21 protein-coding genes are annotated in these 25,690 nt (G+C 67.5%); 8 read left to right on the forward strand and 13 right to left on the reverse strand.

Annotated elements, in window-relative coordinates; translation table 11 throughout:
* Positions 1-170: 170 nt before the first annotated feature.
* From OG504_RS20460 to OG504_RS20490, 7 genes are all read right to left on the reverse strand, one after another.
* Positions 171-437 carry a hypothetical protein gene (locus OG504_RS20460; protein ID WP_405991125.1) on the reverse strand — a complete coding sequence of 89 codons (267 nt, stop codon included), beginning with the start codon at positions 435-437 and terminating at the stop codon, positions 171-173.
* 907 nt (positions 438-1,344) lie between these two features.
* Complete coding sequence (locus OG504_RS20465) at positions 1,345-2,766, reverse strand: N-6 DNA methylase (RefSeq protein ID WP_405991126.1); 1,422 nt, start codon at positions 2,764-2,766, stop codon at positions 1,345-1,347.
* On the reverse strand, positions 2,748-2,933 hold the full coding sequence (locus tag OG504_RS20470) for a hypothetical protein (protein WP_052577077.1): 186 nt from the start codon (positions 2,931-2,933) through the stop codon (positions 2,748-2,750). The genes OG504_RS20465 and OG504_RS20470 overlap by 19 nt, the downstream gene beginning before the upstream one ends.
* 219 nt (positions 2,934-3,152) lie before the next feature.
* Positions 3,153-6,476 (reverse strand): type I restriction endonuclease subunit R, encoded by a 3,324-nt coding sequence (locus tag OG504_RS20475; RefSeq protein WP_405991127.1) that lies wholly within the window; start codon positions 6,474-6,476, stop codon positions 3,153-3,155.
* Positions 6,473-7,675 carry a restriction endonuclease subunit S gene (locus OG504_RS20480; RefSeq protein WP_405991128.1) on the reverse strand — a complete coding sequence of 401 codons (1,203 nt, stop codon included), beginning with the start codon at positions 7,673-7,675 and terminating at the stop codon, positions 6,473-6,475. The genes OG504_RS20475 and OG504_RS20480 overlap by 4 nt, the downstream gene beginning before the upstream one ends.
* A complete protein-coding gene (locus tag OG504_RS20485; protein WP_405991129.1) occupies positions 7,668-9,302 on the reverse strand; it encodes a type I restriction-modification system subunit M in 1,635 nt (544 codons plus the stop codon). The genes OG504_RS20480 and OG504_RS20485 overlap by 8 nt, the downstream gene beginning before the upstream one ends.
* 17 nt (positions 9,303-9,319) lie before the next feature.
* Complete coding sequence (locus OG504_RS20490; protein ID WP_405991130.1) at positions 9,320-11,494, reverse strand: hypothetical protein; 2,175 nt, start codon at positions 11,492-11,494, stop codon at positions 9,320-9,322.
* Positions 11,495-11,845: 351 nt separating this feature from the next.
* Here OG504_RS20490 and OG504_RS20495 point away from each other — a divergent pair, with 351 nt between their 5' ends.
* The 3 genes from OG504_RS20495 to OG504_RS20505 all read left to right on the forward strand — a co-directional run bounded on the left by OG504_RS20495 (position 11,846) and on the right by OG504_RS20505 (position 14,285).
* Positions 11,846-13,594, forward strand: a complete 1,749-nt coding sequence (locus OG504_RS20495; RefSeq protein WP_405991131.1) for a DUF6119 family protein — start codon at positions 11,846-11,848, stop codon at positions 13,592-13,594.
* Between the two features lie 100 nt (positions 13,595-13,694).
* Positions 13,695-13,841, forward strand: coding sequence for a hypothetical protein (locus OG504_RS20500; protein WP_405991132.1), 147 nt, complete (start codon positions 13,695-13,697; stop codon positions 13,839-13,841).
* A 78-nt stretch (positions 13,842-13,919) separates the two neighbouring features.
* Complete coding sequence (locus OG504_RS20505) at positions 13,920-14,285, forward strand: hypothetical protein (RefSeq protein ID WP_405991133.1); 366 nt, start codon at positions 13,920-13,922, stop codon at positions 14,283-14,285.
* A 1-nt stretch (position 14,286) separates the two neighbouring features.
* On the opposite strand, the gene OG504_RS20510 is transcribed toward OG504_RS20505, so the two are convergent.
* A complete protein-coding gene (locus tag OG504_RS20510) occupies positions 14,287-14,454 on the reverse strand; it encodes a hypothetical protein (protein WP_405991134.1) in 168 nt (55 codons plus the stop codon).
* 147 nt (positions 14,455-14,601) lie between these two features.
* Between OG504_RS20510 and OG504_RS20515 the strand changes: the two genes are divergently transcribed.
* The gene (locus OG504_RS20515; protein WP_405991135.1) at positions 14,602-15,993 is read left to right on the forward strand and encodes a hypothetical protein; all 1,392 of its coding nucleotides are present in this window, start codon (positions 14,602-14,604) and stop codon (positions 15,991-15,993) included.
* A 160-nt stretch (positions 15,994-16,153) separates the two neighbouring features.
* On the opposite strand, the gene OG504_RS20520 is transcribed toward OG504_RS20515, so the two are convergent.
* From OG504_RS20520 to ychF, 3 genes are all read right to left on the reverse strand, one after another.
* The gene (locus OG504_RS20520) at positions 16,154-16,567 is read right to left on the reverse strand and encodes a PIN domain-containing protein (protein ID WP_405991136.1); all 414 of its coding nucleotides are present in this window, start codon (positions 16,565-16,567) and stop codon (positions 16,154-16,156) included.
* Complete coding sequence (locus OG504_RS20525) at positions 16,549-16,833, reverse strand: hypothetical protein (RefSeq protein ID WP_006138089.1); 285 nt, start codon at positions 16,831-16,833, stop codon at positions 16,549-16,551. Before OG504_RS20525 ends, OG504_RS20520 begins: the two co-directional genes overlap by 19 nt.
* A 265-nt stretch (positions 16,834-17,098) precedes the next feature.
* Complete coding sequence (ychF, locus tag OG504_RS20530; protein ID WP_405991137.1) at positions 17,099-18,190, reverse strand: redox-regulated ATPase YchF; 1,092 nt, start codon at positions 18,188-18,190, stop codon at positions 17,099-17,101.
* A gap of 199 nt (positions 18,191-18,389) precedes the next feature.
* Between ychF and OG504_RS20535 the strand changes: the two genes are divergently transcribed.
* Positions 18,390-18,965, forward strand: coding sequence for a DUF6542 domain-containing protein (locus OG504_RS20535; RefSeq protein WP_405991138.1), 576 nt, complete (start codon positions 18,390-18,392; stop codon positions 18,963-18,965).
* A gap of 921 nt (positions 18,966-19,886) precedes the next feature.
* Here the strand turns inward: OG504_RS20535 and ppgK are convergent.
* Complete coding sequence (gene ppgK / locus OG504_RS20540; RefSeq protein WP_405991139.1) at positions 19,887-20,633, reverse strand: polyphosphate--glucose phosphotransferase; 747 nt, start codon at positions 20,631-20,633, stop codon at positions 19,887-19,889.
* 29 nt (positions 20,634-20,662) lie between these two features.
* Positions 20,663-21,688: a 4-hydroxy-3-methylbut-2-enyl diphosphate reductase gene (locus OG504_RS20545; protein WP_405991140.1), complete on the reverse strand. Its 1,026-nt coding sequence runs from the start codon at positions 21,686-21,688 to the stop codon at positions 20,663-20,665.
* 99 nt (positions 21,689-21,787) lie between these two features.
* Between OG504_RS20545 and OG504_RS20550 the strand changes: the two genes are divergently transcribed.
* The 3 genes from OG504_RS20550 (at position 21,788) to OG504_RS20560 (ending at position 24,886) form a co-directional block, all read left to right on the forward strand.
* A complete protein-coding gene (locus tag OG504_RS20550) occupies positions 21,788-23,170 on the forward strand; it encodes an APC family permease (RefSeq protein ID WP_405991141.1) in 1,383 nt (460 codons plus the stop codon).
* Positions 23,171-23,390: 220 nt separating this feature from the next.
* Positions 23,391-24,599: an exodeoxyribonuclease VII large subunit gene (gene xseA, locus OG504_RS20555; RefSeq protein WP_405991142.1), complete on the forward strand. Its 1,209-nt coding sequence runs from the start codon at positions 23,391-23,393 to the stop codon at positions 24,597-24,599.
* Between the two features lie 44 nt (positions 24,600-24,643).
* Entirely contained in the window at positions 24,644-24,886 is a 243-nt protein-coding gene (locus OG504_RS20560) for an exodeoxyribonuclease VII small subunit (protein WP_327401575.1), read from the forward strand.
* The last annotated feature ends 804 nt before the right edge of the window (positions 24,887-25,690 follow it).

Below are 25,690 nucleotides of genomic sequence, written 5' to 3' on the forward strand. Positions count from 1 at the left end.
CTTCTAAGCGCTTGGCCGCAGGTTCGAGTCCTGCCGGGGGCGCCCCAAACATGGCTGGTCAGGGTTCTCTCGGACCGCCAGCGGAGAAACGGTGTGCGCGGCACTGCGCCGTTCGTTCAGAGCGTTGGATTCCGTGCTCCAGAGAGGGGCAACGTGGATCAGCTCGGCATTCAGCTGGCCGAAGTGAGACGCGCCAGGCCCCCCTTCTCCAGCTCGTGCACCACCAGCTCCTCCATCACGTGTCGCTCCCTGGCGGAGGCGTAGGCGAGGTAGTGCAGGGCAGCAGCACGCCTGGCGAAGTCCCGCCTCACCGCATCGGTCGGCCAGGGGATCTTGTAACGGGAAAAGTCCTTGCGCCTCATCGCGCGGGCCTGCTCGCCCTGCGTAACGGCCGTCAACTCCCGCCTCCGGTAACGCAGCGAGTGCAACAACCACATTCGATCGACCTCTGACTTCGTGTAAATCGCGAGCGTCCGCCGACCTGGCACTACCGGGGTAGTGGTGAGCACGGTCCGCACCTCCCCGGGACGGGGCGCGATCAAGAGGCTGCCGGAGGGGCATACAACCTCCGCTTGCGCCACGGTGCGTGAAGTCACTGCACCCAGATGTACTGTCCTACAGTTCAGTACTTCGCGGGGAGACACCCACGGCAGAGCCGACTGCTCGCTGTCCGGCAGAGACTGTGCCACACCAGCCGTAACCTGACACACTTCGCCCACTGCACGCTCGGCAGCCGGACCTTGCCCGCACGTCTGCAGCGCCTCCACGAAATGCGCATCCGCTAGTCCCGTCGCGCAAGACACAATCCGGGTGTTCAACGCATTCTTGCGCTCAGCAAGCAAGATCAGCGAAAGCAGCCTCTCCCGCACCGGCGCTGGCGGCACTGGCACGGGAAGTCGGTTGAGTGCCTGCAGAGGCAAGGTCATGTGCTCGGCGTTCGACGAGGACAGCGTGAGATAGCTGTGGCTCTGCGAGGTCTTCAGCCACCATCGAAGCCACAGATCCCATTGTTGGGCGCGGCCCTCTGGTGTCCAGCGGACGACCGCGAGCGACCTGGCGACATTCCATCCTGCGTGCTCCTCCCCTGCAACTGCTGCCTCCCCCACACGCCCCACGAGCACGACAAGGAGGTCCCCAGACCTCAGCGTGCTGCGTGGGTGGCGTCTGGCCACATCGGGAGGCACAAATGTGAACTCCTGGACGTGCACACCTCCCTCGACAATCTCTGTGGCGCGGATCATAGGGATTCCGCCGGATGCCTTCTGCTGTCGCGCAATTCCGTAGGCGGCGTACTCGACCCCAGGGAACTCACGCAACTCAACGACGGGCCACGGAGTGGGGACATCATCCGATTCTGTAGTCATGCCTGCTCTCCAAGGCATCACGGACTCGGTTCCTGGCTGCGGCGCTATGATCCATGCACTCATACAGCTCGGCCTTCCGGTTCCGGTCTCCGTCACTTGAATGCAACTGCGCGGTGCCCCCGTTCCGTACGTAGCGTGCGGGAGTCAGGTCGAAGCCCGCATCAGTGATTTCCTCAAGACTCGCCGCACGGCACCATGGCACGGATTCAGGAGCGCCCTCATCCTCACAGCGCCGGAGGTCCTGCCACTCACCGAAGATCTGCAGAAGACGCTCGACCGAGTCCTGGTCGAAAATGCGCCGTGACCCGTCCCTCGCTGTCGGCAGTTTTCCTGCATCCGCGAACAGGACCCGATGGGTGTTCGGCCGCTCCCCTTTGGCGAGCAGCCACAGCGCCATGCTCGTGCTGGTGTGTGGAAAGAGCCATGCCGGCAAAGCCACGACGCCTACAACCAGACCGTTTTCGAGCAACCTGCGACGGATCAGTCCGTCGGTGCTGTTGCTGCTGTGGGCTGCTCCGGGGGAGAGCAGGACAACGGCCCGCCCTTGCGGCGTCAGGTCGGCAAGAATGTGCTGGACCCAGGCGAAGTTCGCGTTACCCGACCTTGGTACCGCCAGGGTCCACCGCCTGTCGTCCTTGAGTTCGCCATGCCCCCAATCTCGCAGGTTCACAGGAGGGTTGGCGACGACCACGTCGGCCGGTTCCGGCGACGTCCCAGCCCGGAGGCTGTCAGCTTCTCCCTTGCCAAGGTCGGCATGGAATCCGTGCAGGGCGAGGTTGACGGCCGCGGCATAGCGTGCCGTCGGATTGAGATCCGCTCCGGACAAGCGCACTTCGCCACCTTGGGTTCGAGCCCGGTAGGCGGCGGCTCGCAGTAGTCGCCCGCTTCCGCACACCGGGTCCCGAACCACCTCGCCTCCTCGGGGAGCGGCCAGTCCTGCGAAGAGGTACGCCAGATCATTCGGCGTGAAGTAGTCATCGCCGCGCGAATAGCGCGTCGAGTACATGTCGAGCAACACATCGAAGAGCCCCACGTCGGGCTCCAGCCGCCGAACCTCCACGATCAGCTCGTGGAGAGCCGGATCGATGAGCTCGAAGGGACGGCTCACGCCTTCGTCGCGGCACGCGGGCAGGTTGTAGGTACGAGCGACGGGCGTACGCGGCCAGATCGCATTCAGCATCGCACCCGCGGACCCCGAGCCGGGTCGCCACGGGCGCCCCGGCTCCACTGCTGCTCCATGGCTGGACCAGCAGTGGAGGTAGACCACTTGAAAGGCGAGTCGGTACGTCGTCTCGGCATCAGTCGTGCTGCGCAGCTTCTCAACGGCCAGTAGCACTCGCCGGTACTTCAGGCGCCCCAGCTCACTCCCTCGCTCCTTCGGGATCACGACGACATCAGCCACGTAACAGTGGCCAGTCCGATGAGCATGGCGACTCCACAGGCACCACCGCCGTACTTGACAGCTGTGACAATCTTCCCCGCGCCCGCAAACTCGAGAATGCCTGCCACGAGCCCCACCACCACAGACGCCAGGACGACCACCATCAACAGCAGCGCTCTCTGCGACATGCCCTAACTCCCCCAGACTGCTCTACCGTTCTGCGGACCCTTCCGCGGACTCGAAAGTAGCGGCCGGGCGCTCTCCGCGTCGCGCAGCACTGGAATTTGCTTTTGAGCAAGGGCAGCGGACACGTCCGATGCCGGTCTTAACACGGGGCATCCAACCGGGCAGAGAACCGCCGCGCCAAGCAAGCGCTGTGCCGGGGCAAGGAGCCATACGAACGAGGGCTATGCGTCGGCGGCCGAGCCGTCCTGGGACCACCGGTCGGCGAAGTGCTCCATCTGACGGATCACCAGCTTGATCGCGTCCTCCGACTGCTCCGGCGGGTAGCCGTGGCGAGCCAGGAGGCGCTTGATGGTGGCCCGGAGCTTGGCGCGGACGGGTTCGCGGGCGATCCAGTCCTTCTTGAGGTTCTTGCGGACCTGGACGACGAGATCCCGGGCGATACCAGAGAGGATCTCGTCGCCCATGAGGTCGCGAGCGCTGCCGAGGTCGGCGACCGCGTCGTAGAAGGCGAGTTCGTCATCACCCAGCGGCGGGGTGAACTTCTCGCCACGCCGGGCGTCCTCGGCGACTGTCCTGGCCAGTTCCACCAGCTGGGCGATGATCTCGGCGCTGGTGAGCTGCTGCCGCATGTAGCGGGTCATCAGATCCTGGAGGCGTTCCGAGAACGCGGTCTGGCGGACGATGTTGTGCCGGGTCTGCTCTCGCATCTTCTGCTCGACGAGGCGGCGCAGGGCTTCGGCGGCCAGGTGCGGGGTTTCGCTGTTCTGTAGGCGGCCGACGAGTGCGTCGTTGAGGTGGGTGAGGTCGGCCTTGTCCAGTCCGGCCGCGGAGAAGAGGTCGGTGACACCGCCGGTCTCCACGACGGCGGAGGTGAGCTGCGAAAGGTAGAGGGCGACGTCGCGGGCGACGGGCAGGCCCTGGGCTTCGCGGTCCATGGCGTCGAGCTTCGCCATGTACGTACGGACCTCGACGAGGAACTGGATGTCGCGCTTCCAGTAGGGCTGGTCAGGGAATCGGGAACCGACATCGGCGGAGGAGCCGGCGAGGGCGAAGAAGCGTTCCAGGCGATAGCCGTGCTCACGGAAGCGGCGGCTGAGCGTCTGGTTCGGGTCGTCGAGCTGGTCGGGGTTGTTGCCCGGGGTGGCGGGACTGCGCAGGTGCTCGGCCGTGGTGTAGGCCGCTTTGATGAAGGCCTTCGCGTCGGGACGGGAGAGGCGTTCGCGCCAGTTCCAGCCACGGAGCATCTGGTCGAGGATGTCGTACTCGTTGCGGAGTTCGTCCAGGGCACGGTCGATGTCCTGGCCGAGGGTCTGGTCCGCCTGGTCGTCGGCAGAATACTCGGCGATGGCCTTCTGGAGGTTCTCGGTGAGGGGGGCGTAGCCGACGAGGAGGCCGTCCTCCTTCTTGCGGAAACGGCGGTTGACGCGGGCGAGGGCCTGCATGAGGCCGGCGCCGCGCAGCGGCCGGTCCAGGTACATGGTGTGGATGGACGGCGCGTCGAAGCCGGTCAGGAGCATGTTGTTGACGATGAGGAGCTGGAGTTCGTCCTCGGGGTCCTTGGCGCGGTTGATGACCGCCTTGCGCTGGGAGTCGCGCAGAGCGTGCGCGCGCAGCTCCTTGTTGTCCTTGCGGGAGTCCGAGGAGTAGACGATCTTCATGGCGCCGGTGGTGGGGTCGTCCGTGTGCCAGCCCGGGCGCAGTTCGCGCAGGGCGTCGTAGACGCGGACGCAGATCTCGCGGGTGGCGCAGACGAGCATCGCCTTGCCGGGGGCTCCGCCGGGTGCGTCGTCGGCGTCCGCGACGAAGGGCAGCATCGCCGTACGCCGCGCCTCCCAGTGTTCGACGAGGTCCTGGGTCAGGTCGCGTATCCGGGCGGGGGCGCCGTACATGGCGTTCATGGTGGCGACGGCCTGCTCGACGCGGGTGCGCTCGGTGTCGTCCAGGCCGTCGGTGATGCGGTCGGCCTCGGTGTCGATGGTGGTGGGGTCGACGTCTCGGTCGAGGACGAGCTGGACGACGCGACTCTCGTGGTAGACCTTCACGGTCGCGCCGTCGTCAGCGGCCCGCTTGAGGTCGTAAGTGTCGATGTAGTCGCCGAAGACCTCGCGGGTGTTGCGGTCGGCCTCGGAGATCGGAGTGCCGGTGAAGGCGAGCAACGTGGCGTGCGGGAGCGCGTCACGCAGGTGACGGGCGTAGCCGTCGAGGTGGTCGTAATGGCTACGGTGGGCCTCGTCGACCACGACGACGACGTTGCGCCGCTCGGAGAGGCGCGGGTGATCGGTCCCGGCCTCCTTCTCCTGCTTGGTGCGGCCGAACTTCTGCAGGGTGGTGAAGAGGATGCCGCCGGTGCGCTTAGCGGCGAGTTCTTCGCGGAGTTCGGCGCGGTTGAGGAACTGGTGGGGCTGTTCCGGGAGGACCTCGCTCTCCTTGAACGTGTCGAAGAGCTGGTCGTCGAGGTCGGTGCGGTCGGTGACGACCACGACGGTGGGGTTGTGCAGGGCGGGGTCGCGCATGACGAGGTTGGTGGTCAGCACCATCTCCTCGGACTTGCCCGAGCCCTGGGTGTGCCAGACCACACCGGCCTTGCCGTCAGTCGCGGCGGCGCGGCGTACAGCGTCAGCGGCACGGGTGACCGCGAAGTACTGGTGCGGCTTCGCGATGCGTTTCATGCGCTTGGCCGGCACGAAGTTGATGAAGGACCGGACGAGGGAGAGGAAGCGCGGCTGGGTGAACAGGCCGTGCAGGGCGAGGTCCTGGCCGGTCGGGATGTCGTCGCCGTCCGCGCCCACGTTGGCGCTGAAGTCACCCAGGGCATCCACACGGGCGCCGAACTCGTCGGTGTTCCACGGGGCGAAGTGCTCGTACGGGGTGAAGGGGGTGCCGTACTTGGCGGTTATCCCGTCGGAGAGCAGCACGACCGCGTTGTAGCGGAAGGCGGTCGGGAATTCCTCGACGTAGTGCCGGATCTGGGTGTGCGCGGCGGCGAGGGTGGCGTTAGGGTCGCCCGCCCGCTTGAGCTCGATGACGGCAAGCGGGAGACCGTTGACGTACAGAACGAGGTCGAAGCGGCGGTTGCGCTCGCCGTTGATCACGGTCACCTGGCGGACGGCGCGGTACGTGTTCGCGTCCGCGTTCTCCAGGTCGACGATCCGAACGGTCGGTGTGTGCTCGGCGCCGAGCGCGTCGGTGTACGTGACGGAGTGGACGCCGTCGGTGAGGTACCCGTGCGCGCTCCGGTTCTCCTCGTACGTGTCCTGGGAGGTCGGGGTCGCGGCGGTTGCGAGGGCCTCACGGACGGCGTCCGGGGGGAGGGCCGGGTTGAGCCTCTCAATGGCCTCGCGAAGATCGGAGTAGAGAATCAGGTCGTCCCAGGAACGGCGGTGGCCGGATCCGGGAGCGAGCTCATTACCCTCGGCCTTCGGCCAGTCGAGCTCCAAGAGCTCTTCGAGGGCGAGGAGCTCCCAGTCGAGTTCGAGGGGGCGGAAATTTTCGGGGGTAGGGGTGTCGCCGGTGCCGTGGTCGTTGTCGTTCCCGTGCGTGGTCATACGTGGTCCTCGACAATCTTCTCGGCGTCCTTGACGCGGATACGGCCAGACATGAGTTGGGGAAGGAGGGTGTCGCGGAGAGCAGCGAGAGTGCGGGACTCACTCTCCAGAGATTTCATGTGCGCAAAAGTGGCGGAGGCTTCCTTTCCGAACGCCGCGAGCTGCTCGGCATCAGGAGCCATCACCGTGTAGTTCGAAGCATCTGCCGCACTGACCCGTTGACGCCCAGACGAGCCAACCATGTTCCGGATAGCGTGTTCACGGAACCGAGAGTCGCGAGCCAGAAAATAGCTCAGCTCGCTCGGGACTCCCGGAAGGGAACGCAGCACGATGAACTCGGTAGACCCTAGCCCGATCTCTCCGTCCTCCATGAAGTCGACGTAGCCGGTCTTACCGTTCTCCAAGCAAGGAGTGATACGTGCCATGAGCGTGTCACCATTCATGAAACGAGGGCCAGATTTCGGCTCACGCCGAGCCCAAGACGGAATTCCAGCGCGATTCGCCTGAAGCGCCGCCATGTCCACATATACCGGCTCAGCAGCGACAGGCTTTCCGAGCTTCGGACCGAAAGTGATGAGATCCGTAATCGGGATCACCGAGTCACCGTCCGGATCGTCACCAAGACCTAGCTCAACGAACCGGCACTGGAGCAGCCGCTCGTAGGTGGCCGCAATGCGCTCATTGACGGCGATCTTGTCGTCCAGTGCACCTACAACAGCGCACACCGCGTCGCGTTCACGCAGCGAGGGCATCGGCACCGGGAGAGTGCGCACGTCCTTCAGGTTGAGCGTGGCCTGAACTGTAGTGTTCAACCGGTCGCCAAAATAGCGCTGCGCTGCACTGCTTGAAAGAACCAGCCTCAACCACTGAGCCGTAACCTCTGAACTCGGCCGAACTACAGCAATGGCGCGCGCCACATTCCATCCACGGACTTCCTCAGAGGCAACGGCAACTTCACCTACTGATCCGACGAGCGTCAATAGGACTTCCCCGCCACGCAATCGCGTTCGCGTGTATTTCTGCTCCACTTCACGAGAAACAACCAACGGGTCCGATGTGTCAATTTTACCGCTGCGAACGTCCTTTACCCGAACGATCGGAACTCCATCAGCCTCCAAGTTTCCAGGCTGAACAATTCCATAGGAAATCTTGTCACTGACAAGCGAATCGAGCGGGACCGCGCGAATTTCCTCAGGCATCGATCCGCCCCAGCTGTGCGCGCACCGTTTTTGCCAGCGCTTCCGACTTGTCGAAAAGTTCGTACAGCTCGCCCGTCAGTCGCGCGATCTTTTCCGTGACTGCCTCGGCATCTTCCCCCTCCGCCTTAGCCGCCCCGACGTACCGTCCGGGCGTAAGTACATATCCGTGTTTCTGGACTGTTTCCAGATCCGCGCTGGCGCAGAACCCGAGAACGTCCTCGTACGTCTCGTCTGCATCCTTCGCACTCGTCGTCCCACGCCACGCGTGGTATGTACCCGCGATCCTGGAAAGATCGGCTTCCGTTAGAACGCGCTCGGTGCGGTCGGCCATCTCGCCCATGCCGCGAGCATCGATAAAGAGAATCTCGCCGCGGCGATCCGAAGCAGCAACCTTCTGCCCCTTCACGCCACCCGGCGACTTGTCCTCGGCCAGGAACCACAGGCAAGCAGGAATCTGCGTCGTGCGGAACAACTGAGAGGGCAGCGCAACCATGCAAGCCACCATGTCCCCATCCACCAACGCCTGCCGGATCTCCCCCTCCCCGCTCTGCTGGCTGCTCATCGAGCCATTAGCGAGGACGACGCCAGCCGTCCCCCGCTCCCCCAGCTTGCTGATCATGTGCTGGAGCCAGGCATAGTTGGCGTTGCCCATCGGCGGCACCCCGTACTTCCACCGCGCATCCGACTCGTTGCGCGCCCAGTCCTTGATGTTGAAGGGCGGGTTGGCCATGACGTAATCGGCCTTGAGGTCGGGGTGCTTGTCGTCTGCGAAGGTGTCGCCCCAGCGGGCGGCGAGGTTACCGTCGATGCCGTGGATGGCGAGGTTCATCTTGGCCAGGCGCCAGGTGCGTTCGTTGAGCTCCTGGCCGTAGACGGAGATGTCAGCCTTGTGGCCGCGGCCACGGTGGGCCTCGATGAACTTGGCGGCCTGGACGAACATGCCGCCGGAGCCGCAGGCCGGGTCGTACACGCGGCCCTCATACGGCTCCAGGACCTCCACCAGCAGGCGGACGACGCTGCTCGGGGTGTAGAACTCGCCGCCCCGCTTGCCCTCCGCGCGGGCGAAGTTGCCGAGAAAGTACTCGTAGACCTCGCCGAGGACGTCCTGAGCGGGCTTGTCGTCGTTGCCGCCGAAGCGGGCGTCGGTGATGAGGTCGACGAGTTCGGCCAGGCGCTTCTTGTCGACGTTGTCCTTGTTGAAGATCTTGGGGAGGACGCCGGTCAGTGACGGGTTGGCTTTCATGATGGCGTCCATGGCCTGGTCGAGGGCCTCACCGACGTTGCCGCTCTTGGCGTTGGCGGAGATCGAGGACCAGCGGGCGCTCTCGGGGACCCAGAAGACGTGATGCCCGGTGTACTCGTCCTGGTCCTCCAGGAACTCCTCCATACGGTCCTCGGCGATGCCCTCCTCCGCGAGTTCCTTGGCGAGCTGTTCGCGGCGCTCTTCGAAGGCGTCGGAGACGTACTTGAGGAAGATCAGGCCGAGGACGAACTCCTTGTACTGGTTGGCGTCCATGGAGCCGCGCAGCTTGTCCGCGGCCTTCCAGAGGATGGCCTGGATTTCCTTGGGCGTGGAGGCGGTGAACAGTTCCGCCTGGTCGGCGGGCTTCTTCTTCCGGGGCGGCATGGGCGTTCGGGTCTCCTTCAAGAGATTTCGCGAGTCAGGCGGAGGTCAGACGAGAGTGGTTCAGCGAGGGTCAGCGTGCCGTCGACTAGGCCGGCGGCGGTCAGGGAAGTCAGGTCTTCGAGGGCCGCCGCGTGCTGGCGCAGCAGGGCCGTACGGCGGGCGATGTCGGCCAGGAGCGCGTCGTACCGCTCGGCCTCGTCGCCGGGGAGGTCGGGGATGAGGAGGTCCTCTATGCGGCGGGCGGAGCGGACCGCGCCACTCACCCGCCGGTGTTCGGCCGCCGCCGAGCGCAGAAGCGCTGCCAGGACACGGGGCCGTACGGGATGCTCAGCGTCGGCTCGTACGCGCAGGACGCGGGCGGGGAAAGCGACCACGGACAGGCCCTCGTCGTCGACGTACGCGCCGAAGCTCGGGGTGGCGGTGACGACGATGTCGCCGGGTTCGGTGAAGTAGGCGTGCTCGTAGGTGTTGAGCAGTACGGCGCGGTCTATGCGGTGACTGTCGACCGGCGCGCTGCCGGTGATCTCGGCCGCGGTGAGGACGGTGTAGTGGCCTGCGCCTTCGGTGAGGAGGTGTTCGGCGGCGATGCGGTGGCCGGGCAGTCGGCGCAGGCGGCGGTCCTTGAGCAGGCGGGCCACGGTGGTACGGCGGGTCGGCTGGTCGTCGGGGCGCAGGACGGCGTTGGCGCGGATCGTGGGTGCGTGGTCGAGTGCGCTGCGGGTGGCGTCGGTCAGCTGCTGGAGGCGGAGTTCGGTCTCGGAGATGCGGGCCGGGCGTTCGACGACGGTGCGGGTGTAGCGGTCGGCGTGCGAGCGGTGCTGCGGGGTGAACGCAGTGCCCGGTGCGCCGGTCAGGGTGGTGGCCGGGACGATGACGGCGTTGCGCGGTTCGTGACGGCCGTCCGACCGCCAGCCGGCATCACGGAAGATGTCGATGTCCTCGGCCAGCGTTTCCAGGGCCTGCGCGGTGAGGGTGCGTGAGGAAAGGTCGGCGAGGAGGACCTGGCCGGTGCGCCGCGCTTCGGGGGTACGGTGCAGGACCCAGATCGCGGTGCGGTGAGCCGGGCGGAAGGGGAGTACGCCTTCAGGGAGGCTGATCGCGGCTTTGAGGAGGTGCTGTTCCAGAAAGTCCCGGCGCAGGCGGTCTGCTTCCCCGCGTGCGGGCAGGGGTCGGACGAGCGCGTCGGCGGGGCCCAGGGCGATGGCCGTGCAGTCCTCGGCGAGGAGATCGGTGAGGTCCTGCAGGCTGTGCAGGACGGCGAGCGGGCTGCGGGTCTCGGCCGCCTCGTAGGGGAGGGCACAGACGACGACGTGCGGGTCTCCCCAGTCGTCCGTGGCCAGTTCCTCGCCGTCCACGAGGTCCATCTCGTACTCCTGGACGCCTTGGGCCATGAGACGGCGGCGGGCGAGCCGGACTAGGTCCGGCATCGGGTCCGCGGAGAGGAAGAAGGGCATGCCCTCGGCGTCGGACACTGCTTCGCGCAGGGCGACCAGCAGATCTCCGCTCCTGGGGTACAGGACGGCGGCCGTCGCCCCTTGCTCGCGCTCGTTCAGACGCGCGATGCCGGACAGGTGGGCCATCACCCGACTCACCAGCGGAATCGGTTCGTCGGCGGCGAGGTCGTCGCAGCCCAGGCGGCGGCGCGCGTCCATGACCCGTTCGAGCGCGTCGGCCGGGGTGTAGGCGGCCTCGGTGAGCTGGTCGGCGAGGACGGCGAGCAGGGGGCCCTGACGTTCGGCGTCCGGCAGGTCGCGCAGTTCTCTGTGGAGGTAGGCGTCCTCGAAATCGGTCTCCGCGGCGCGCTCCAGGATCGTGCGCCACGGCAGCTCGGAGAGCGGTTCGTCGAGGAGCCGGCGCAGGCAGAGCAGCGCGGTCACCGTGTCGACCAGCGTGCGGGCAGGGATCGCGCGCCGCCAGGCGGACAGAGTGTGCAGCACCCACTCCGCCTGGATCTGGTCGGAGCCAGCATTGCCGCGGCCCGTGGACAGCAGCCATTCGGCGACTTCGCCGCCGTCGAAGAGCGGGCTGGCTCCCTCGTATGCGACGGGCTCAGGGAAGTCCGCGTGCCGGCGCACCCAGGTGGTGACGACGGGCCGTTGAACCTGGGCCAAGGTCCCGATTTCGGCGTAACTGATCCGCCAGGAGGTCTCCTCCGACAGGATGGGAGCGGTTGCTTCATGTGTGCCGACCATGCGGTTCCGCTCCCTTCGTGACGACTGCCTTGTGCTCTCGGTCGAGAACGTTTCTCCCAGTGCACCTCACACGCTACAGCCGGTCGAGCTTTCAGTTCGCCAGCGGTTGATAACCAGGGTTATCAGGTTCTCGAACAATTTAAACTCCAATCTTCTGGCACCTTCGTCACCATCACCCCGGCACCACCCGCCGGGACGCCGACCCCATACGAGTCCGACCGCACCGGCGTCCTCATCGCCGCACCTCTGCTCCCTTGCCGGGCACTCGCCCCTGTCCGCCTCAACACCACCCGTCCCGCAAGGCCGCTCGTGTTACCGAACCGCACCGCAACCTCGCCCCAGGAGACCTCTGTGTCCAGCACCGCGTCGAAGCGCACCCTGTACCGCCTGACCCACGTCAAGGCGACCCCTGAGTCGATGCTCGAAGCCCTCGACGTCGACGCCCTCGACACCCTGGACGCGGTCGTGCGCGACGTCAGCGATCACATGGGAGTTCCCGCCCTCGCGGTGTCCTTCGCCGTAGCGAAGGAGGAAGCCGCCTGGGGCAAGGATGTCCTCCGGCTCGCCGGCGAATCGGACCTGCTGCAGAGCGAGCAGCGCACCGGCGCACTGCTCGTGCTCGCGGTCGACGACGTGGTGTACGCGATCGGCTTCGACCAGGGCTACCGGCTTCTCCCCGCCCAGCTCAAGGACGCGCACTTCGGTCTGTCCTTCGGTATCCGCGCCATCAACCCGCGTCAGGTGCGGGACTTCACCACCAGCGTCCTCGGCCAGGCGCGCATCGACAGTTCCCTGATCCCTGCCGGCGCCTCCGTACCGGCACTCGGACTCCGGGACCACGGGCGGATCATCCGCCACCTCGGCGGTTACCTCGACGAAGTCGACCTCACCGCAGGGAGCGGCACCAGGAACGGGGCCATGACCGCGGAGGGCGGCATCGGTCTCCGTATCAAACTCGGCACCACCCCCACCACGCTGGTCAAGGACGTCCGCGCTATCGCCGCGATCTGCGAGCACGTCCTTCCCCACCCCGACCTGGCCTTCGTGGAGCACATCACCCCGGTCAAGGTCCCCTCCCTCATCGACGCGCTCGACGCGGAACTGGACGCCACGCTCGGCCGTCCCGCAGACGGCCGGATCATCACCGCCGTCCCCTTCTCCCAGAACACCGACCTGCCCCGGTCCACCGCCTGCACCATCAAGATCGGGTCCTGCCCGCCCCACCTCCGGGACGAGTTCAGTCTCGACTACGTCCTGGAGCGGGCCCGTGTGATCAAAGCAGGCGCCCGCGTCACGGCGCTCCGGCAGGGCACCGTCGAACTGTTTCGTGACACGCTCTCCGCACGGACCGCGCTCGCCCCGCGCACCGCCTCCATGGAAGCCCTGTCCAAGGAAACCGCCATGAAGTGGATCGAGGCCACCTTCTCCCTCAGCTCCCGCACGTTCTGTCTGCTCGACGGGGAGTGGTACGAGCTCGGGGCGAGCTACCTGCGCAACGTCAACGAGACCGTGGCTCCCTTGTTCCCCGACGCGCCCTCCGTCGATCTCCCCCGCTGGCCGCTCGTCGAGAAGCTCAACAAGAAGGGTATGCGCGTGATGCGTCCCGTAGACGAAGGCGACTACAACAAGCTGGCCGCCCAGGCCCGTCGCGGCTGGGTCTGCCTGGACAAGAAGAATGTCCACAACCCCTTTCGGGCAAGCAACTCCGTCGAGATCTGCGACCTGTTCACCGAGGACGACACTCTTGTCCTCGTGAAGCCCGCGCACTCCTCCAGCCCGCTGAGTCACCTGTTCAGCCAGGCGCGCGTCTCCGTTGAGCTCCTCTTCGAGAACGCGGCCGTACGCGCGGAGTTCGCCCGGTCCGTACACGTCAACAGCGATCCGGCCCGCAGCATCCCCGAGGACTTCACCCCGCGCCGCGTCGTCTTCGCGATCCTTCTGAAGGACGGAGCCAAGCTCACGCCGGACTCCCTCTTCCCGTTCTCCGCCATCACCCTGGCCCAGACCGCGAAGGCCCTCGCCGCTCGCGGCGTAACCGTCGAAGTCATCGGCGTCGAAAGCGAGTCGGCCCAGTCCGCCATGCTCGACGAGGCTGCATAGCCGCCCGAGCCCGCTCACCACGTGCAGCGTTCCCGGAGCCTGGCCGAATCCGCTTCCCCTTGAGCGCACCCCTACCTGCGAGCGGCCGACGCTCCCACTCGTGCGCCGCATCACCGCCGTCAAGGAGTACCGGAATGAGCTGGCTCACTGGGACATGGACGCCCCGGAGACGAAAGCCGAGGCACTGACGGAGACCAAGCAGCTTTTGAGCCTGCTGAAGCTGATCAACCACGACCCACGGCCCTGACCGGCTGAGGCGCCCTGGGCCGGGCCTGCTGTCAGGCTTCCGGCTCAGGGCTGTCGAGGCCGAGTTCGATCACCGCGAGTGCACGAGTGCGATGTCCTGATCCTGCCGACCGACGAGGCTGCACTCTCACAGCAGATCCGGATGGCGCCGCGAGGCAATAAGTGCCTGCTGGCCATCGAGTGCAAGTACTACACCGCCAGCCGGGTCGGCATCGGCCACGCGCGTAATTTCGAAGGGTCACACACCGACCTGCGGACCGCCCGCAACCTGTTCGTCTCCAACACGGGAGCATCGAGCGTGGTCAAGTACCTGTCCGCCCGCAAGCGCGGATACGAGCGGGAGGTCGTACCGGCCAACGTCAACACCGCCGGCTACACACGTGGCCAGATCCGCGAGGCGTTCAAGATCTACCTCGGCAAGACGGCTCCGTCCACGGTGATCTGATTCAGACGCGCACCGCGGCGACCGTCGACAACGTCCACGTACGCCCGATCTCGGGCTCAGCTGCGTGCACCACGATGTCGGCCCACTGCCCCTCCCGGGCATCCACCCGCACCCCAAGCCAGTTCAGCCAGATCCCTATCGACGACTCTGAACCCAAGCCGTTTCGCATCAATACCAGGAATAACTACTCTCGCCGTAAACACGCACTCTATATCTCTCACCCGAACGAGGAGTCCTTTCAACAGCCCAGAATTCCCGCAAGGGCAGCGGGCATCGTCTCCGGGGGCAGGGCACCCAGGGAACGGCGGGAGGCTACATGGAACAGGCCCTCAACAAGCGGCAGCAGGCCGTGCTCGACTGGGTGAGCCAGGGGTGTCCCGACGAGGTCTGGACGGACAGCACCTACAAGACCAGCGGACAGGCCCTGCAGAACCGAGGGCTCATCAAAATCACCAAACGCCGCGGGCATTGGAGCGCCCACCTCACCGAGAAGGGGCGGCAGCAACTCATCGAACACGGCATCCACCCCGTGGAGCAGAGCACCCGACCGCCGGAACGACCTGCCCGAAAACCGGCACCGCGGCGCCCCAGAGCCGCGCCGAAGGCCCTGGCGAACTACGCGGACCAGCTACTCGAAGAACTGGCCGCTGCGAACGACGGCTGCCTCATCAAGCCCATCGAATCCGGCCCGCACGCCGTGAATTGGGCGTCACGAGTCAATGCCGCCCGCAAGTCCGGCAAGATCCCCCACACGCAGGAACTCCACGGATACCGCACCCACCGCGGCTACGAGATCAAGCTGGTCGACATCCCTGCCTGGCGCCTCGCGGAACTCACCCCGCTCCATGTGCCAGCCAGACTCTCCAAACCCCATGCCGTCGTGAACGCCCTTCAAAAGCAGCCGCAGCCCATGGGCCTGACCAAACCCCTCCAGGGCCGAGCCCTGCGCATCATCCACACCCTCATCACCGCCACCGAAGCACAAGGCCACAAGGCAGCGCTCGGAACCACACAAGGCGCTCCCCCGCCCCATCGGCGGCGCAAGGCACCACCGCACTTCTCCATCACTGCCCAAGGCGAAAGTGTCGGCTTCCTCGTCCTTCAAGAACAGGACCACAGCGAACACGTCCCGACGGACAAAGAACTCGCCGACGCCAAGAAGTACTCATGGATGCGCATCCCCCGCTTCGACTACACCCCCTCCAGCCGGCTGCGTTTCATACTCCGCGGTGGCAGCCCGCACCGTGCAAGCGAATGGGCAGATCTCCCCGACCGGCCTCTGGAAGAACAACTCGCCGAGATCGTGCAGGAGGTCGGCCTCCGTGGCGAAGCCGCGGAGCGCAAACGCCTCGCGGACCAGAAAGCCAGAGAGGTAGAGCGAAAGCGCCGGGAAGCCGCCATGCAGGAAGCCCACGCCGCCTACGCCCACGCCTACCGCGTCAAACGCCTCGGAGAACAGGCAGACACCTGGTACCAGGCCAGCCGCCTGACCGAATACATCGCAGCAGTACGCGACCACGCCACATCACTTCCGCCCGGGCAGGAGCGGACCGAGATCGAGGCGTGGCTCGCGTTCGCGGACGCGCACCTCCAAATCCTCACCGAATCGGTCTCAGCGCCGAAACTGCCCACGCCACCGAAGCCCAGCGGCGACGACCTCAAGCCCTTCCTCGGTCACTGGAGCCCCTACGGGCCCCGCTCCTACTGAGCTTTGACTCCGCCCGCGACCTACGGAGTTTCACCAGGCGGAAGATCGGCAACATAGCGGCGGATCGCCGGTTACCGAAACCGGTGGTCCGCCGAATACTGGTAGTTCCACCGCCACTCACTGATCAACCGTCGAAAGGCAGAAGCCGAACCAGGGGAAATCACACCGCCACGAGCCGGACCCGCTCGCCGCACAGCTTCGTCATGTCGTCGATATCGGAAGTCAGCATGACCACGGGGCGGTGCTGTCGCAGCGCGGCCTCGGCGACGGCCGCATCGATCGCGTACTTGTGTCCGTGCAACCCGGCATTCATCAGCAACTTCGAGGCCGCCCTCGCCTCCTCGTCACCGACCGGGACGACCCGCAGCCCGGAAAGCACCCAGTTCAGGCGGGACTTGTTCGTACGGACGTGGACGACTTCGATGATGGTGAGCGCACTGATCACGACCTCCATGCCGCGCGAGCGCGCCTCAGCGATCAGAGCCACCACCTGCTCATCGTCGGCGAGCAGCTTCGAGAGTCCCTCGCTGTCGAGGACCAGAGTTCCCTCGTGACTCAACCGGCGGCGGGCCACTCGGCCTCCTCGGCAAACACCTCGTCGAAGACCTGCCGCGCCCGCTGACGAGCCGGCTCGGAGACCGGCCCCTTGCGGCTCTCGTAGTCCGCCAGGTACTCGTCCAGGACCTGTCCGCGCAGCTCACGCTCGACCGCCTCGGCGATGAATGCGGAGAACTCCCGCTTGCCCACCCGCGCCCGAATCGCCTCTGCGGTCCCCTCCGGCAGCGACAGGCTCACCCGTGTCGCCGGCCCTTCCCCGATGCTGTACGTCGTCTCAGCCATACCCCGATTGTGTCAAACGAGTAGGAAAAGTGCCACGTCCGCACTACCTCACACTCGGCCAGCGTCCCGCTCGCACAAATCCCAGCACGGGCATCCCATCCCGTCCCAGCACGGTAGGGATGAGCAGGGGTGATGGCAGGTGACGAGGGGTCAGCTATCCCAGCACCATCCCAGCACGGGAAAAACTAAGGGCCCGACCCCGAAGAGTCAGACCCTCTCTGACCTGCATGTTTGCGAGATCAGCAACGTGGTGATATGTCAGCGGCTAGACATTGAAGCGGAACTCCACCACGTCCCCGTCCTGCATCACATAGTCCTTGCCCTCCATACGGGCCTTCCCCTTGGCCCGGGCCTCGGCGACCGACCCCGTCTCCACCAGGTCGGCGAAGGAGATGACCTCCGCCTTGATGAAGCCCTTCTGGAAGTCGGTGTGGATGACGCCGGCGGCCTCGGGGGCGGTGGCGCCCTTCTTGATGGTCCAGGCGCGGGATTCCTTGGGGCCTGCCGTGAGGTAGGTCTGGAGGCCGAGGGTGTCGAAGCCGACGCGGGCCAGGGTCGTCATGCCGGGCTCCTCGACGCCGACCGACTCCAGGAGCTCCATCGCCTCCTCCTCGTCGTCGAGCTCGGCGAGGTCCGCCTCCAGCTTGGCGTTGAGGAAGATCGCCTCGGCGGGGGCGACCAGGGCGCGCTGTTCGGTCTTGAAGTCCTCGTCCACCAGCTCGTCCTCGTCGACGTTGAAGACGTAGAGGAAGGGCTTGGTCGTCAGCAGGTGCAGGTCGTGCAGGAGTTCCTCGTTGCCCGAGCCCTGGACGATGCCCTGCGAGAAGAGGGTGTCGCCCTTCTCCAGGATCTCCTGCGCCGCCTCGACCGCCGCGACCTTCGGGCCGATGTCCTTCTTGATGCGCGACTCCCGCTGGAGGCGCGGCAGGACCTTCTCGATGGTCTGCAGGTCGGCGAGGATCAGCTCGGTGTTGATCGTCTCGATGTCGTCCTTCGGCGAGACCTTGCCGTCGACGTGGACGACGTTCTCGTCCTTGAAGGCGCGGATGACCTGGCAGATCGCGTCGGACTCACGGATGTTCGCGAGGAACTTGTTGCCCAGGCCCTCGCCCTCCGACGCGCCCTTCACGATGCCCGCGATGTCGACGAAGTCGACCGTCGCCGGGAGGATCTTCTGTGAGGAGAAGATCTCGGCCAGCTTCGTCAGGCGCGGGTCGGGGACGCCGACCACGCCGACGTTCGGCTCGATCGTGGCGAACGGGTAGTTGGCCGCCAGCACGTCGTTCTTGGTCAGGGCGTTGAACAGGGTCGACTTGCCGACATTCGGCAGACCGACGATTCCGATCGTGAGCGACACGTTGCGACTTCCCGTACGTGAGTGGCGTGAGAGCAGTGGAGGGGCCGGCCGGGGGCGCGGGGACCGGGGCCGGGGGCCGATCCACCAGTCTACGGCGTGAGCCGCGCCCTCCCGGCTCCGCGTCGAACACGTGGCCAAGCTCTGCCCATCGGCGTGTCTGAGGACCTATTCGGCACATAAACCGACCTAAGTTGGTCCAGTGGAGCAACACAGGACACGACCCCCACAGCCCGGCGCAAGACGCGGGGCCCCGCCCCTGCCCCCGCAGGCGGGCCGGGGCCCGAACGGCGGCCCGGCCCGCACGACCCGCCCGGGCCCGCAGCCTCGCGGCACCGCACAGCGCCGTCCGGCGGCCGTACGCCGCCCGAGCCCTACGGCGGCCGAGACCGTACGTCAGCTGCCGAACCCCCGGCTCACCGGGCTCGGCGGCGGCCTGTTCTGCGCGGCCGTGATGTTCGTGCTCGGGTGTATCGACCAGTTCCTGTTCGGGGCATCGCTGACTGTCTACGGCGTGCTGTTCGTGCCGGTGTGCGTGCTCACCGCGGTCTGGATCCGACGCGGCGACCTGCTGACCGCGCCGGTCGTCGTGCCGATCGCCTTCGCCGTCGGCCTCTTCCCGGTGGCCGACGGCAGCGGCGGCCTCGGCAACCGCCTGATGGGCCTGTTCACCGGACTCGCCACGCAGGCCGGCTGGCTGTACGGGGGGACGCTCGTCGCGGGCCTCATCGCGACGGTCCGCAGGGTCCGGCTACTGAGGCGTCGCCGACGGGCGTGACTCCCTGGAGCCGCCGCGGGATCGACCCCGGGGTCGATCCCTAGGCCTGTCCCAGGGGCCGACTCCGGGACAAGGACAGGGACCGTGAGCGGGGTCGGGGTCGGGGTCGAGGACGGGGCCAGGTCGGGGCCCGGGTCGAGGTCGGGACCGAGTCGAGGTCAGCGCCAGGTCGGGACTGAGTCGAGGTCAGCGCCAGGTCGGGACCGAGGTCAGGGCCAGGACCGAGGTCAGGTCGAGGGCGGGAACCGGGGCCGGGGTCAGGTCGGGAACCGGGGCCGGGCCAGGTCGGGAACCGGGTCGAGGTCGGGAACCGGGTCGAGGTCAGGGCAAGATCGGGACCGAGGTCAGGGCCAGGACCGAGGTCAGGTCGAGGTCGGGGGCGGGGACCAGGGCCAGGTCGGGACCGGAGCCGGGTCGAGGTCGGGGCCAGGGTCAGGTCGGGAGCCAGGGTCGTCCCAGGACCAGTCCTGAGGCCACCAGTCCTGAGGCCACCAGTCCTGAGGCCACCAGTCCTGAGGCCACCAGTCCTGAGGCCACCGGTCCTGAGGCCAGTCGCAGGGTCGATTCCGGAGCCGGAGACTCAGCCACGGAGCATCCCCCGTCGACCGAGCCACCCCCGGGCCCCTACAAGCCCGCCCGACCCCGCGCGCCCAGCGACCAGCGCCGCCGCCCCTTCACGCAGGTCGCGGCGGACGCCCTCCGTAGTCACCTGCCACAGGCCCCCCGCCTCGCAGCCGACACCCACCGGACTCAGCCCACCGCGACCCGCGCGTCCACCCAAGACCGGCACACCCGCACCGATCAAGCGCCCCCGAGCCCCCACCACCCAACCACCAACCACCAACCACCAACTCCACCGGAGCCAGCAGCGACAGCCAGCCCCAGTCGTCACCGGTCGCCGTTAGCCACCCCTAGCCACCCCTAGTCGTCCCCCGCCGCATGCATCGCCGCCCCCACGATCCCCGCGTTGTTCTGCAACTGCGCAGGGACGATCTCGGCCTTGATGTCCTCGATGAAGTGCAGGAACTTGTCCGCCTTGCGGCTGACCCCGCCGCCGATGATGAACAGCTCGGGCGAGAACAGCATCTCGACGTGGGCGAGGTACTTCTGGACGCGGTGGGCCCAGTGCTCCCACGTCAGCTCGCCGTCCTCCTTGGCCTTGCTGGACGCCTTCTTCTCGGCGTCGTGGCCGTTCAGCTCAAGGTGGCCCAGCTCCGTGTTCGGCACGAGGATGCCGTTGACGAACAGGGCGCTGCCGATGCCCGTGCCGAAGGTCAGCAGGATCACCGTGCCCTTGCGGCCCTGGCCGGCGCCGAAGTGCATCTCGGCGACGCCCGCCGCGTCCGCGTCGTTGACGACCGTCACCGGGAGGCCGCCCAGTCGCTCGCTGAACAGCGCGCCCGCGTCCCGGTCGATCCAGCTCTTGTCGACGTTCGCCGCCGTACGGATCGTGGCCCCGCCGGTGACCACGCCCGGAAACGTGAACCCGACCGGTCCCGTCCAGCCGAAGTGGTCGACGACTTCCTTCACGCCGTCGGCCACTCCGTCCGGCGTCGCCGGGTGCGGGGTCAGCACCTTGTACCGCTCTTCCGTCAATTCGCCCTTGTCCAGGTCCACAGGGGCGCCCTTGATCCCGGATCCACCGATGTCCACGCCGAAGATCTGCATGGATCCACGCTACGACGAACGACTGACAGTCACTGCCCGGAGGGTGCCGTACGGTCCGAACCCGTGCGCTCGGCGACCAGCGCGGCCGCCTCTTCGCGCAGGTCACGGCGGAGTTCCTTGGGCAGCGAGAACGTGATGGACTCCTCGGCCGCCTTGACCAGTTCGACGTCCTCGAAGCCGCGGCCGGACAGCCACTCCAGGACCTGCTCGACCAGGACCTCCGGTACGGAGGCTCCCGAGGTGACGCCGACCGTGGTCACGCCCTCCAGCCAGGCCTCCTCGATCTCGTCGGCGAAGTCCACCAGGTAGGCGGCGCGGGCGCCGGCCAGCTTGGCGACCTCGACGAGCCGTACGGAGTTGGAGGAGTTCTTCGAGCCGACCACGATCACCAGGTCGGCCTCCTCGCCCATCTGCTTCACGGCGAGCTGGCGGTTCTGCGTGGCGTAGCAGATGTCGTCGCTGGGCGGGGAGATGAGCTGCGGGAACTTCTCCTTCAGGGCGTCGACCGTCTCCATGGTCTCGTCGACCGAGAGGGTGGTCTGGGACAGCCATACGACCCTGGACGGGTCCCGCACCTCTACCTTGGCGACATCGGACGGGCCGTCGACCAGGGTGATGTGGTCGGGGGCCTCTCCGGAGGTGCCGATGACCTCCTCGTGGCCCTCGTGGCCGATCAGGAGGATGTCGAAGTCGTCGTCGGCGAAACGGACGGCTTCCTTGTGGACCTTGGTCACCAAGGGGCAGGTCGCGTCGATGGTGGCGAGGCGGCCCTGCTTGGCCTCGTCGTGGACGACGGGCGCGACGCCGTGCGCGGAGAACATCACGATGTTCCCCTCGGGGACCTCCTCGGTCCGCTCGACGAAGATGGCCCCCTTCTTCTCCAGGGTCTGGACGACGTACTTGTTGTGCACGATCTCGTGCCGGACATAGATCGGAGCCCCGTACTGCTCGAGGGCTTTCTCGACGGCGATCACGGCGCGGTCCACACCCGCGCAGTAGCCCCGGGGGGCGGCGAGCAGGACACGGCGGCCAGACGAAGCAGTCATGCGTCCCATCGTAAGGCCGCGCTCGACGGGTCAAAGATCGCGTCCTTGGGGAGACTGGCCGTGGAGTGGGAGGGGTGGGGGCCAGGCACGACGTACGGGAGACGCGAGATGGCGGACAGGGACAGCGGTACGGCCACGGAGACGGAGACCTCGGCCGGCGACGGGCCCCAGCTGCGGCGCAGCCTCGGTTTCCGGGATCTCGTCGTCTACGGGCTGCTGTTCATCGCCCCTATGGCGCCGGTCGGCGTGTTCGGCACCCTGGACGCCAAGTCGCACGGTGCCGTCGCGCTGGTCTACATCGTGGCCACGGTCGCCATGGCGTTCACCGCGTTCAGCTACGCGCAGATGGTGCGGGTCGTCCCTCAGGCGGGCTCTGTGTTCGCCTACGCGCGCGTAGGGCTCGGCAGGGAGGCCGGGTTCATCGCCGGCTGGATGGCGATGCTGGACTACATCCTGATCCCCGCGGTCGCCTACCTCTTCTCCGGGATCGCCATGAACGCGCTGGTCCCGGACGTCTCCCGGTGGGTGTGGACAGCGCTGGCGGTCGTGATCACGACCTGCCTCAACCTCTGGGGTGTGCGTGCGGCGGCCCGCGTGGGCTTCCTCGTCCTCGCGATGGAGATCGTCGTCCTCGTCATCTTCATCGTGTCGGCGATCGTCGTCCTCGCGCGCGACGGCGCCGAACGGGGCTGGCTGTCGCCGCTGTCCGGGGACGGCACGCAGGGCGCGTTCGCGTTGTCCGCGGTGATCGGCGCGGTCTCGGTGGCCGTCCTGTCCTACCTGGGCTTCGACGCGGTCGCCACCTTCGCGGAGGAGGTCACCGGCGGCTCCGAGAAGGTCGCCAGGGCGCTGCTGTTCTGCCTCGCCCTGGCCGGTGTCCTGTTCATCGCCCAGACGTACCTGGTCGCCCTCCTGGAGCCGACGACGTCCGCACAGCTGGCCGCCGACCCGGGGAAACAGGGATCGGCGTTCTACGACGCGGTGGACGTCTCGGTCGGCGACTGGCTGCACAACCTGGTCGCCGTCAGCAAGGCGATCGGCGCGGCGTTCGCCGCGCTGGCCGGGCAGGCGGCGGCGGGCCGCCTGGTCTTCGCGATGGCCCGCGACCGGCGCCTCCCCCGCGCACTGTCGAAGACCGACTCCGGGGTACCGAGGGTCGCCCTGTTGTCGGCGGCGGTCATCACCCTGGTCGCCGCGGTCTGGGCGGCCCGCCGCGACGACGGCCTCGACCACCTCGTCTCGGTCGTCGACATCGGCGCGCTCACCGCGTTCACGCTGCTGCACGCGAGCGTGGTGGGGTGGTTCGCGGTACGGCGCCGGGGTGGGCCTGTGGTGTGGTGGCGGCACGTGCTGGTGCCGGTGCTGGGGGCGGCGATCACGATCGCCGTGATCGTGGAGGCGTCCGGGACCGCGCAGGTGGTGGGGGCGATCTGGCTGGCGGTGGGGTTGGTGGTGCTGGCGGTGCAGTCGCGTGGGGCGGTCCGGCAGTAGCTACCCGGGCGTGGGTGGGGGCGAGCGTCTCCTGGGGGCCGCGCCCCCAGACCCCCATCGGCCCTGAAGGAGCCTCGTCCTCAAACGCCGGACGGGCAGAGTTTGCGCGGCCTGTGTTGAAGGGATGCCGGCCGACACGTCAACGACAGCCCCCGCAGGCCACCCCACCCCGCCCCACACCTCGACCCCGTTGTCACAGGTGGCCGTTACTCTCGGGCGCATGGCTCTCAACACGGCTCCGGACGCGCCGCTCCCCGTCGGTGAGGTCTCCCGGCTGATCGGCGGGTGGATCGATCGGCTCGGTGCGGTGTGGGTCGAGGGGCAGATCACGCAGTTGTCGCGGCGCCCCGGTGCCGGTGTGGTGTTTCTGACGTTGCGTGACCCGTCGTACGACATCTCGGTGAGCGTGACGTGCTTCCGGCAGGTGTTCGACGAGGTCGCCGATGTCGTCAGCGAGGGCGCGCGGGTGGTCGTACTCGCGAAGCCCGAGTGGTACGCGCCGCGGGGGCAGTTGTCGTTGCGGGCGACCGAGATAAGGCCGGTCGGGGTGGGGGAACTCCTCGCGCGGCTTGAGCAGTTGAAGAAGTCGCTGGCCGCCGAGGGGCTGTTCGCGGCCGACCGGAAGAAGCCGTTGCCGTTCCTGCCACAGCTGATCGGGCTGGTCTGCGGGCGGGCCTCGGCGGCCGAGCGGGACGTCCTGGAGAACGCGCGGCATCGCTGGCCCGCGGTCCGTTTCGAGGTGCGCAACGTGCCTGTGCAGGGCGTGCACGCCGTGCCGCAGGTCGTGCAGGCCGTGAAGGAACTGGACGCGCTCGACGGCGTGGACGTGATCATCGTGGCGCGGGGCGGCGGCAGCGTGGAGGACCTGTTGCCGTTCTCCGACGAGCAGCTCGTACGGGCCGTGTCGGCCTGCCGTACGCCCGTGGTGTCCGCGATCGGGCACGAGCCCGACAACCCCCTCCTGGACTACGTCGCCGACCTGCGTGCCTCCACGCCCACCGACGCCGCGAAGAAGGTCGTACCGGACGTCGGCGAGGAGTACGAGCGCGTACGGCAACTGCGTGACCGGGCTCGGCGGTGTGTCGTGGCGTTCGTGGACCGGGAGGAGCGCGGGCTGGCGCAGGCGTTGTCCCGGCCGTCGATACAGGATCCGCACCGGATGATCGACGAGCGCGCGGACCATGTCGCCGCCCTCCTCGACCGCGGTCGGCGCACCCTCGGCCACCTTCTGGACCGCGCCGACTCGGAGCTGACCCACACGCACGCACGCGTGGTGGCCCTCTCCCCCGCGGCCACCCTGAAGCGGGGGTACGCGGTGCTGCAGCGGGCCGACGGCCATGTCGTCCGGGACCCGGACGAGGTGAGCGCGGACGAGGTGCTCCGCGCGCGGGTCGCCGAGGGCGAGTTCACGGTCCGGGCCGAGTCGTAGTTCCTGTTCGAGGCGTAGTTCCTGTTGATGCATAGGGTGGGCGAATGACCAGCAAGGTGACGGAAGAGTCGCTCGGGTACGAGCAGGCACGCGACGAACTGATCGAGGTCGTACGACGCCTGGAGGCGGGCGGCACGACCCTGGAGGAGTCCCTCGCCCTCTGGGAGCGCGGCGAGGAACTGTCCAAGGTGTGCCGCCGCTGGCTGGACGGGGCCCGGGCCAGGCTGGACGCGGCGCTCGCGGAGGAAGAGGACGAGGGCGCGGCCGGAGAGGCGGACGGCGAGTAGCGCGAGGGGGCAGCCCGCGCGGGCAGCGGCGCTGGCAACCGGCGGGCAGCGAATCGCACGTAGCGACGGCCGACGAGGGACAGCAAGCCGCAGCGGCCGCCGTCCGGCGCAACGACAGCGAACTGCTGGCAGCTACCAACCGCCGACGACTCTCAGCAGATGGCGAAAACAACCGCCAGCAACCAGCGGCAGAGGGGCGAATAGCGCCCGCCGACAGCGACAGCGGGTCGCGGCAGCCGCCCGCTGTCAGCGACGGTGCCGAGCCAGCAGCCAAGGAACGGCAGCCAGCCGATGACGAGTCACAACAGCCGAAAACCAGCGACGGACCGCACATAGCGCCCGCCGGTAGCAGACGGTAAGCCGCAGCGTCCGCCACCTGGCAGCGCCAGCGCAGAGCTGGCAGCGACCAGCGGCCGGGGACCGGCAGCGGACGGCGAGCAACAGCAGCCGACAATCCACAGCGGACAGCAAGTAGCAACCGACGGCGAGTAGCAGCGAGCGCCGGCTGACAGCGACGCCGAACGGCGGGCACCCGCCGACCGGCAGCGGACAGCGAGTCACAACAGCCGACAGCCGGCAACGGACGGCAAGTAGCGCCAACCGTCAGCCGACAGCGAGTCACAGCAGCTGACAGCTGTCGGCGTCGGCGTCGGCGTCGGCGTCGGCGAACCGATGGCAACGGCTGGCAGCCGATGGCCGGTATCGACAGCCGACAACCCGCAGCGGACGGCGAATGGCGCCCGCAGGCAGCCGACAGCCGACAGCGAGTCGCAGCGGCCGCCAGCCGGCGCAGCGCCAGCGATC

This window comes from Streptomyces sp. NBC_00986 (assembly GCF_045162565.1).
Taxonomy (GTDB): Bacteria; Actinomycetota; Actinomycetes; order Streptomycetales; family Streptomycetaceae; genus Streptomyces.

Bases quoted from the DNA above. Each gene is read 5' to 3' on its own strand.
- OG504_RS20460 (WP_405991125.1), bottom strand. From the start codon at position 437: ATGTGGTTGTTGCACTCGCTGCGTTACCGGAGGCGGGAGTTGACGGCC.
- OG504_RS20470 (WP_052577077.1), bottom strand. From the start codon at position 2,933: ATGTCGCAGAGAGCGCTGCTGTTGATGGTGGTCGTCCTGGCGTCTGTG.
- OG504_RS20475 (WP_405991127.1), bottom strand. From the start codon at position 6,476: ATGACCACGCACGGGAACGACAACGACCACGGCACCGGCGACACCCCT.
- OG504_RS20480 (WP_405991128.1), bottom strand. From the start codon at position 7,675: ATGCCTGAGGAAATTCGCGCGGTCCCGCTCGATTCGCTTGTCAGTGAC.
- OG504_RS20485 (WP_405991129.1), bottom strand. From the start codon at position 9,302: ATGCCGCCCCGGAAGAAGAAGCCCGCCGACCAGGCGGAACTGTTCACC.
- OG504_RS20490 (WP_405991130.1), bottom strand. From the start codon at position 11,494: ATGGTCGGCACACATGAAGCAACCGCTCCCATCCTGTCGGAGGAGACC.
- OG504_RS20510 (WP_405991134.1), bottom strand. From the start codon at position 14,454: ATGCGAAACGGCTTGGGTTCAGAGTCGTCGATAGGGATCTGGCTGAAC.
- OG504_RS20515 (WP_405991135.1), top strand. From the start codon at position 14,602: ATGGAACAGGCCCTCAACAAGCGGCAGCAGGCCGTGCTCGACTGGGTG.
- OG504_RS20525 (WP_006138089.1), bottom strand. From the start codon at position 16,833: ATGGCTGAGACGACGTACAGCATCGGGGAAGGGCCGGCGACACGGGTG.
- ppgK (WP_405991139.1), bottom strand. From the start codon at position 20,633: ATGCAGATCTTCGGCGTGGACATCGGTGGATCCGGGATCAAGGGCGCC.
- OG504_RS20545 (WP_405991140.1), bottom strand. From the start codon at position 21,688: ATGGGACGCATGACTGCTTCGTCTGGCCGCCGTGTCCTGCTCGCCGCC.
- OG504_RS20550 (WP_405991141.1), top strand. From the start codon at position 21,788: ATGGCGGACAGGGACAGCGGTACGGCCACGGAGACGGAGACCTCGGCC.
- xseA (WP_405991142.1), top strand. From the start codon at position 23,391: ATGGCTCTCAACACGGCTCCGGACGCGCCGCTCCCCGTCGGTGAGGTC.
- OG504_RS20560 (WP_327401575.1), top strand. From the start codon at position 24,644: ATGACCAGCAAGGTGACGGAAGAGTCGCTCGGGTACGAGCAGGCACGC.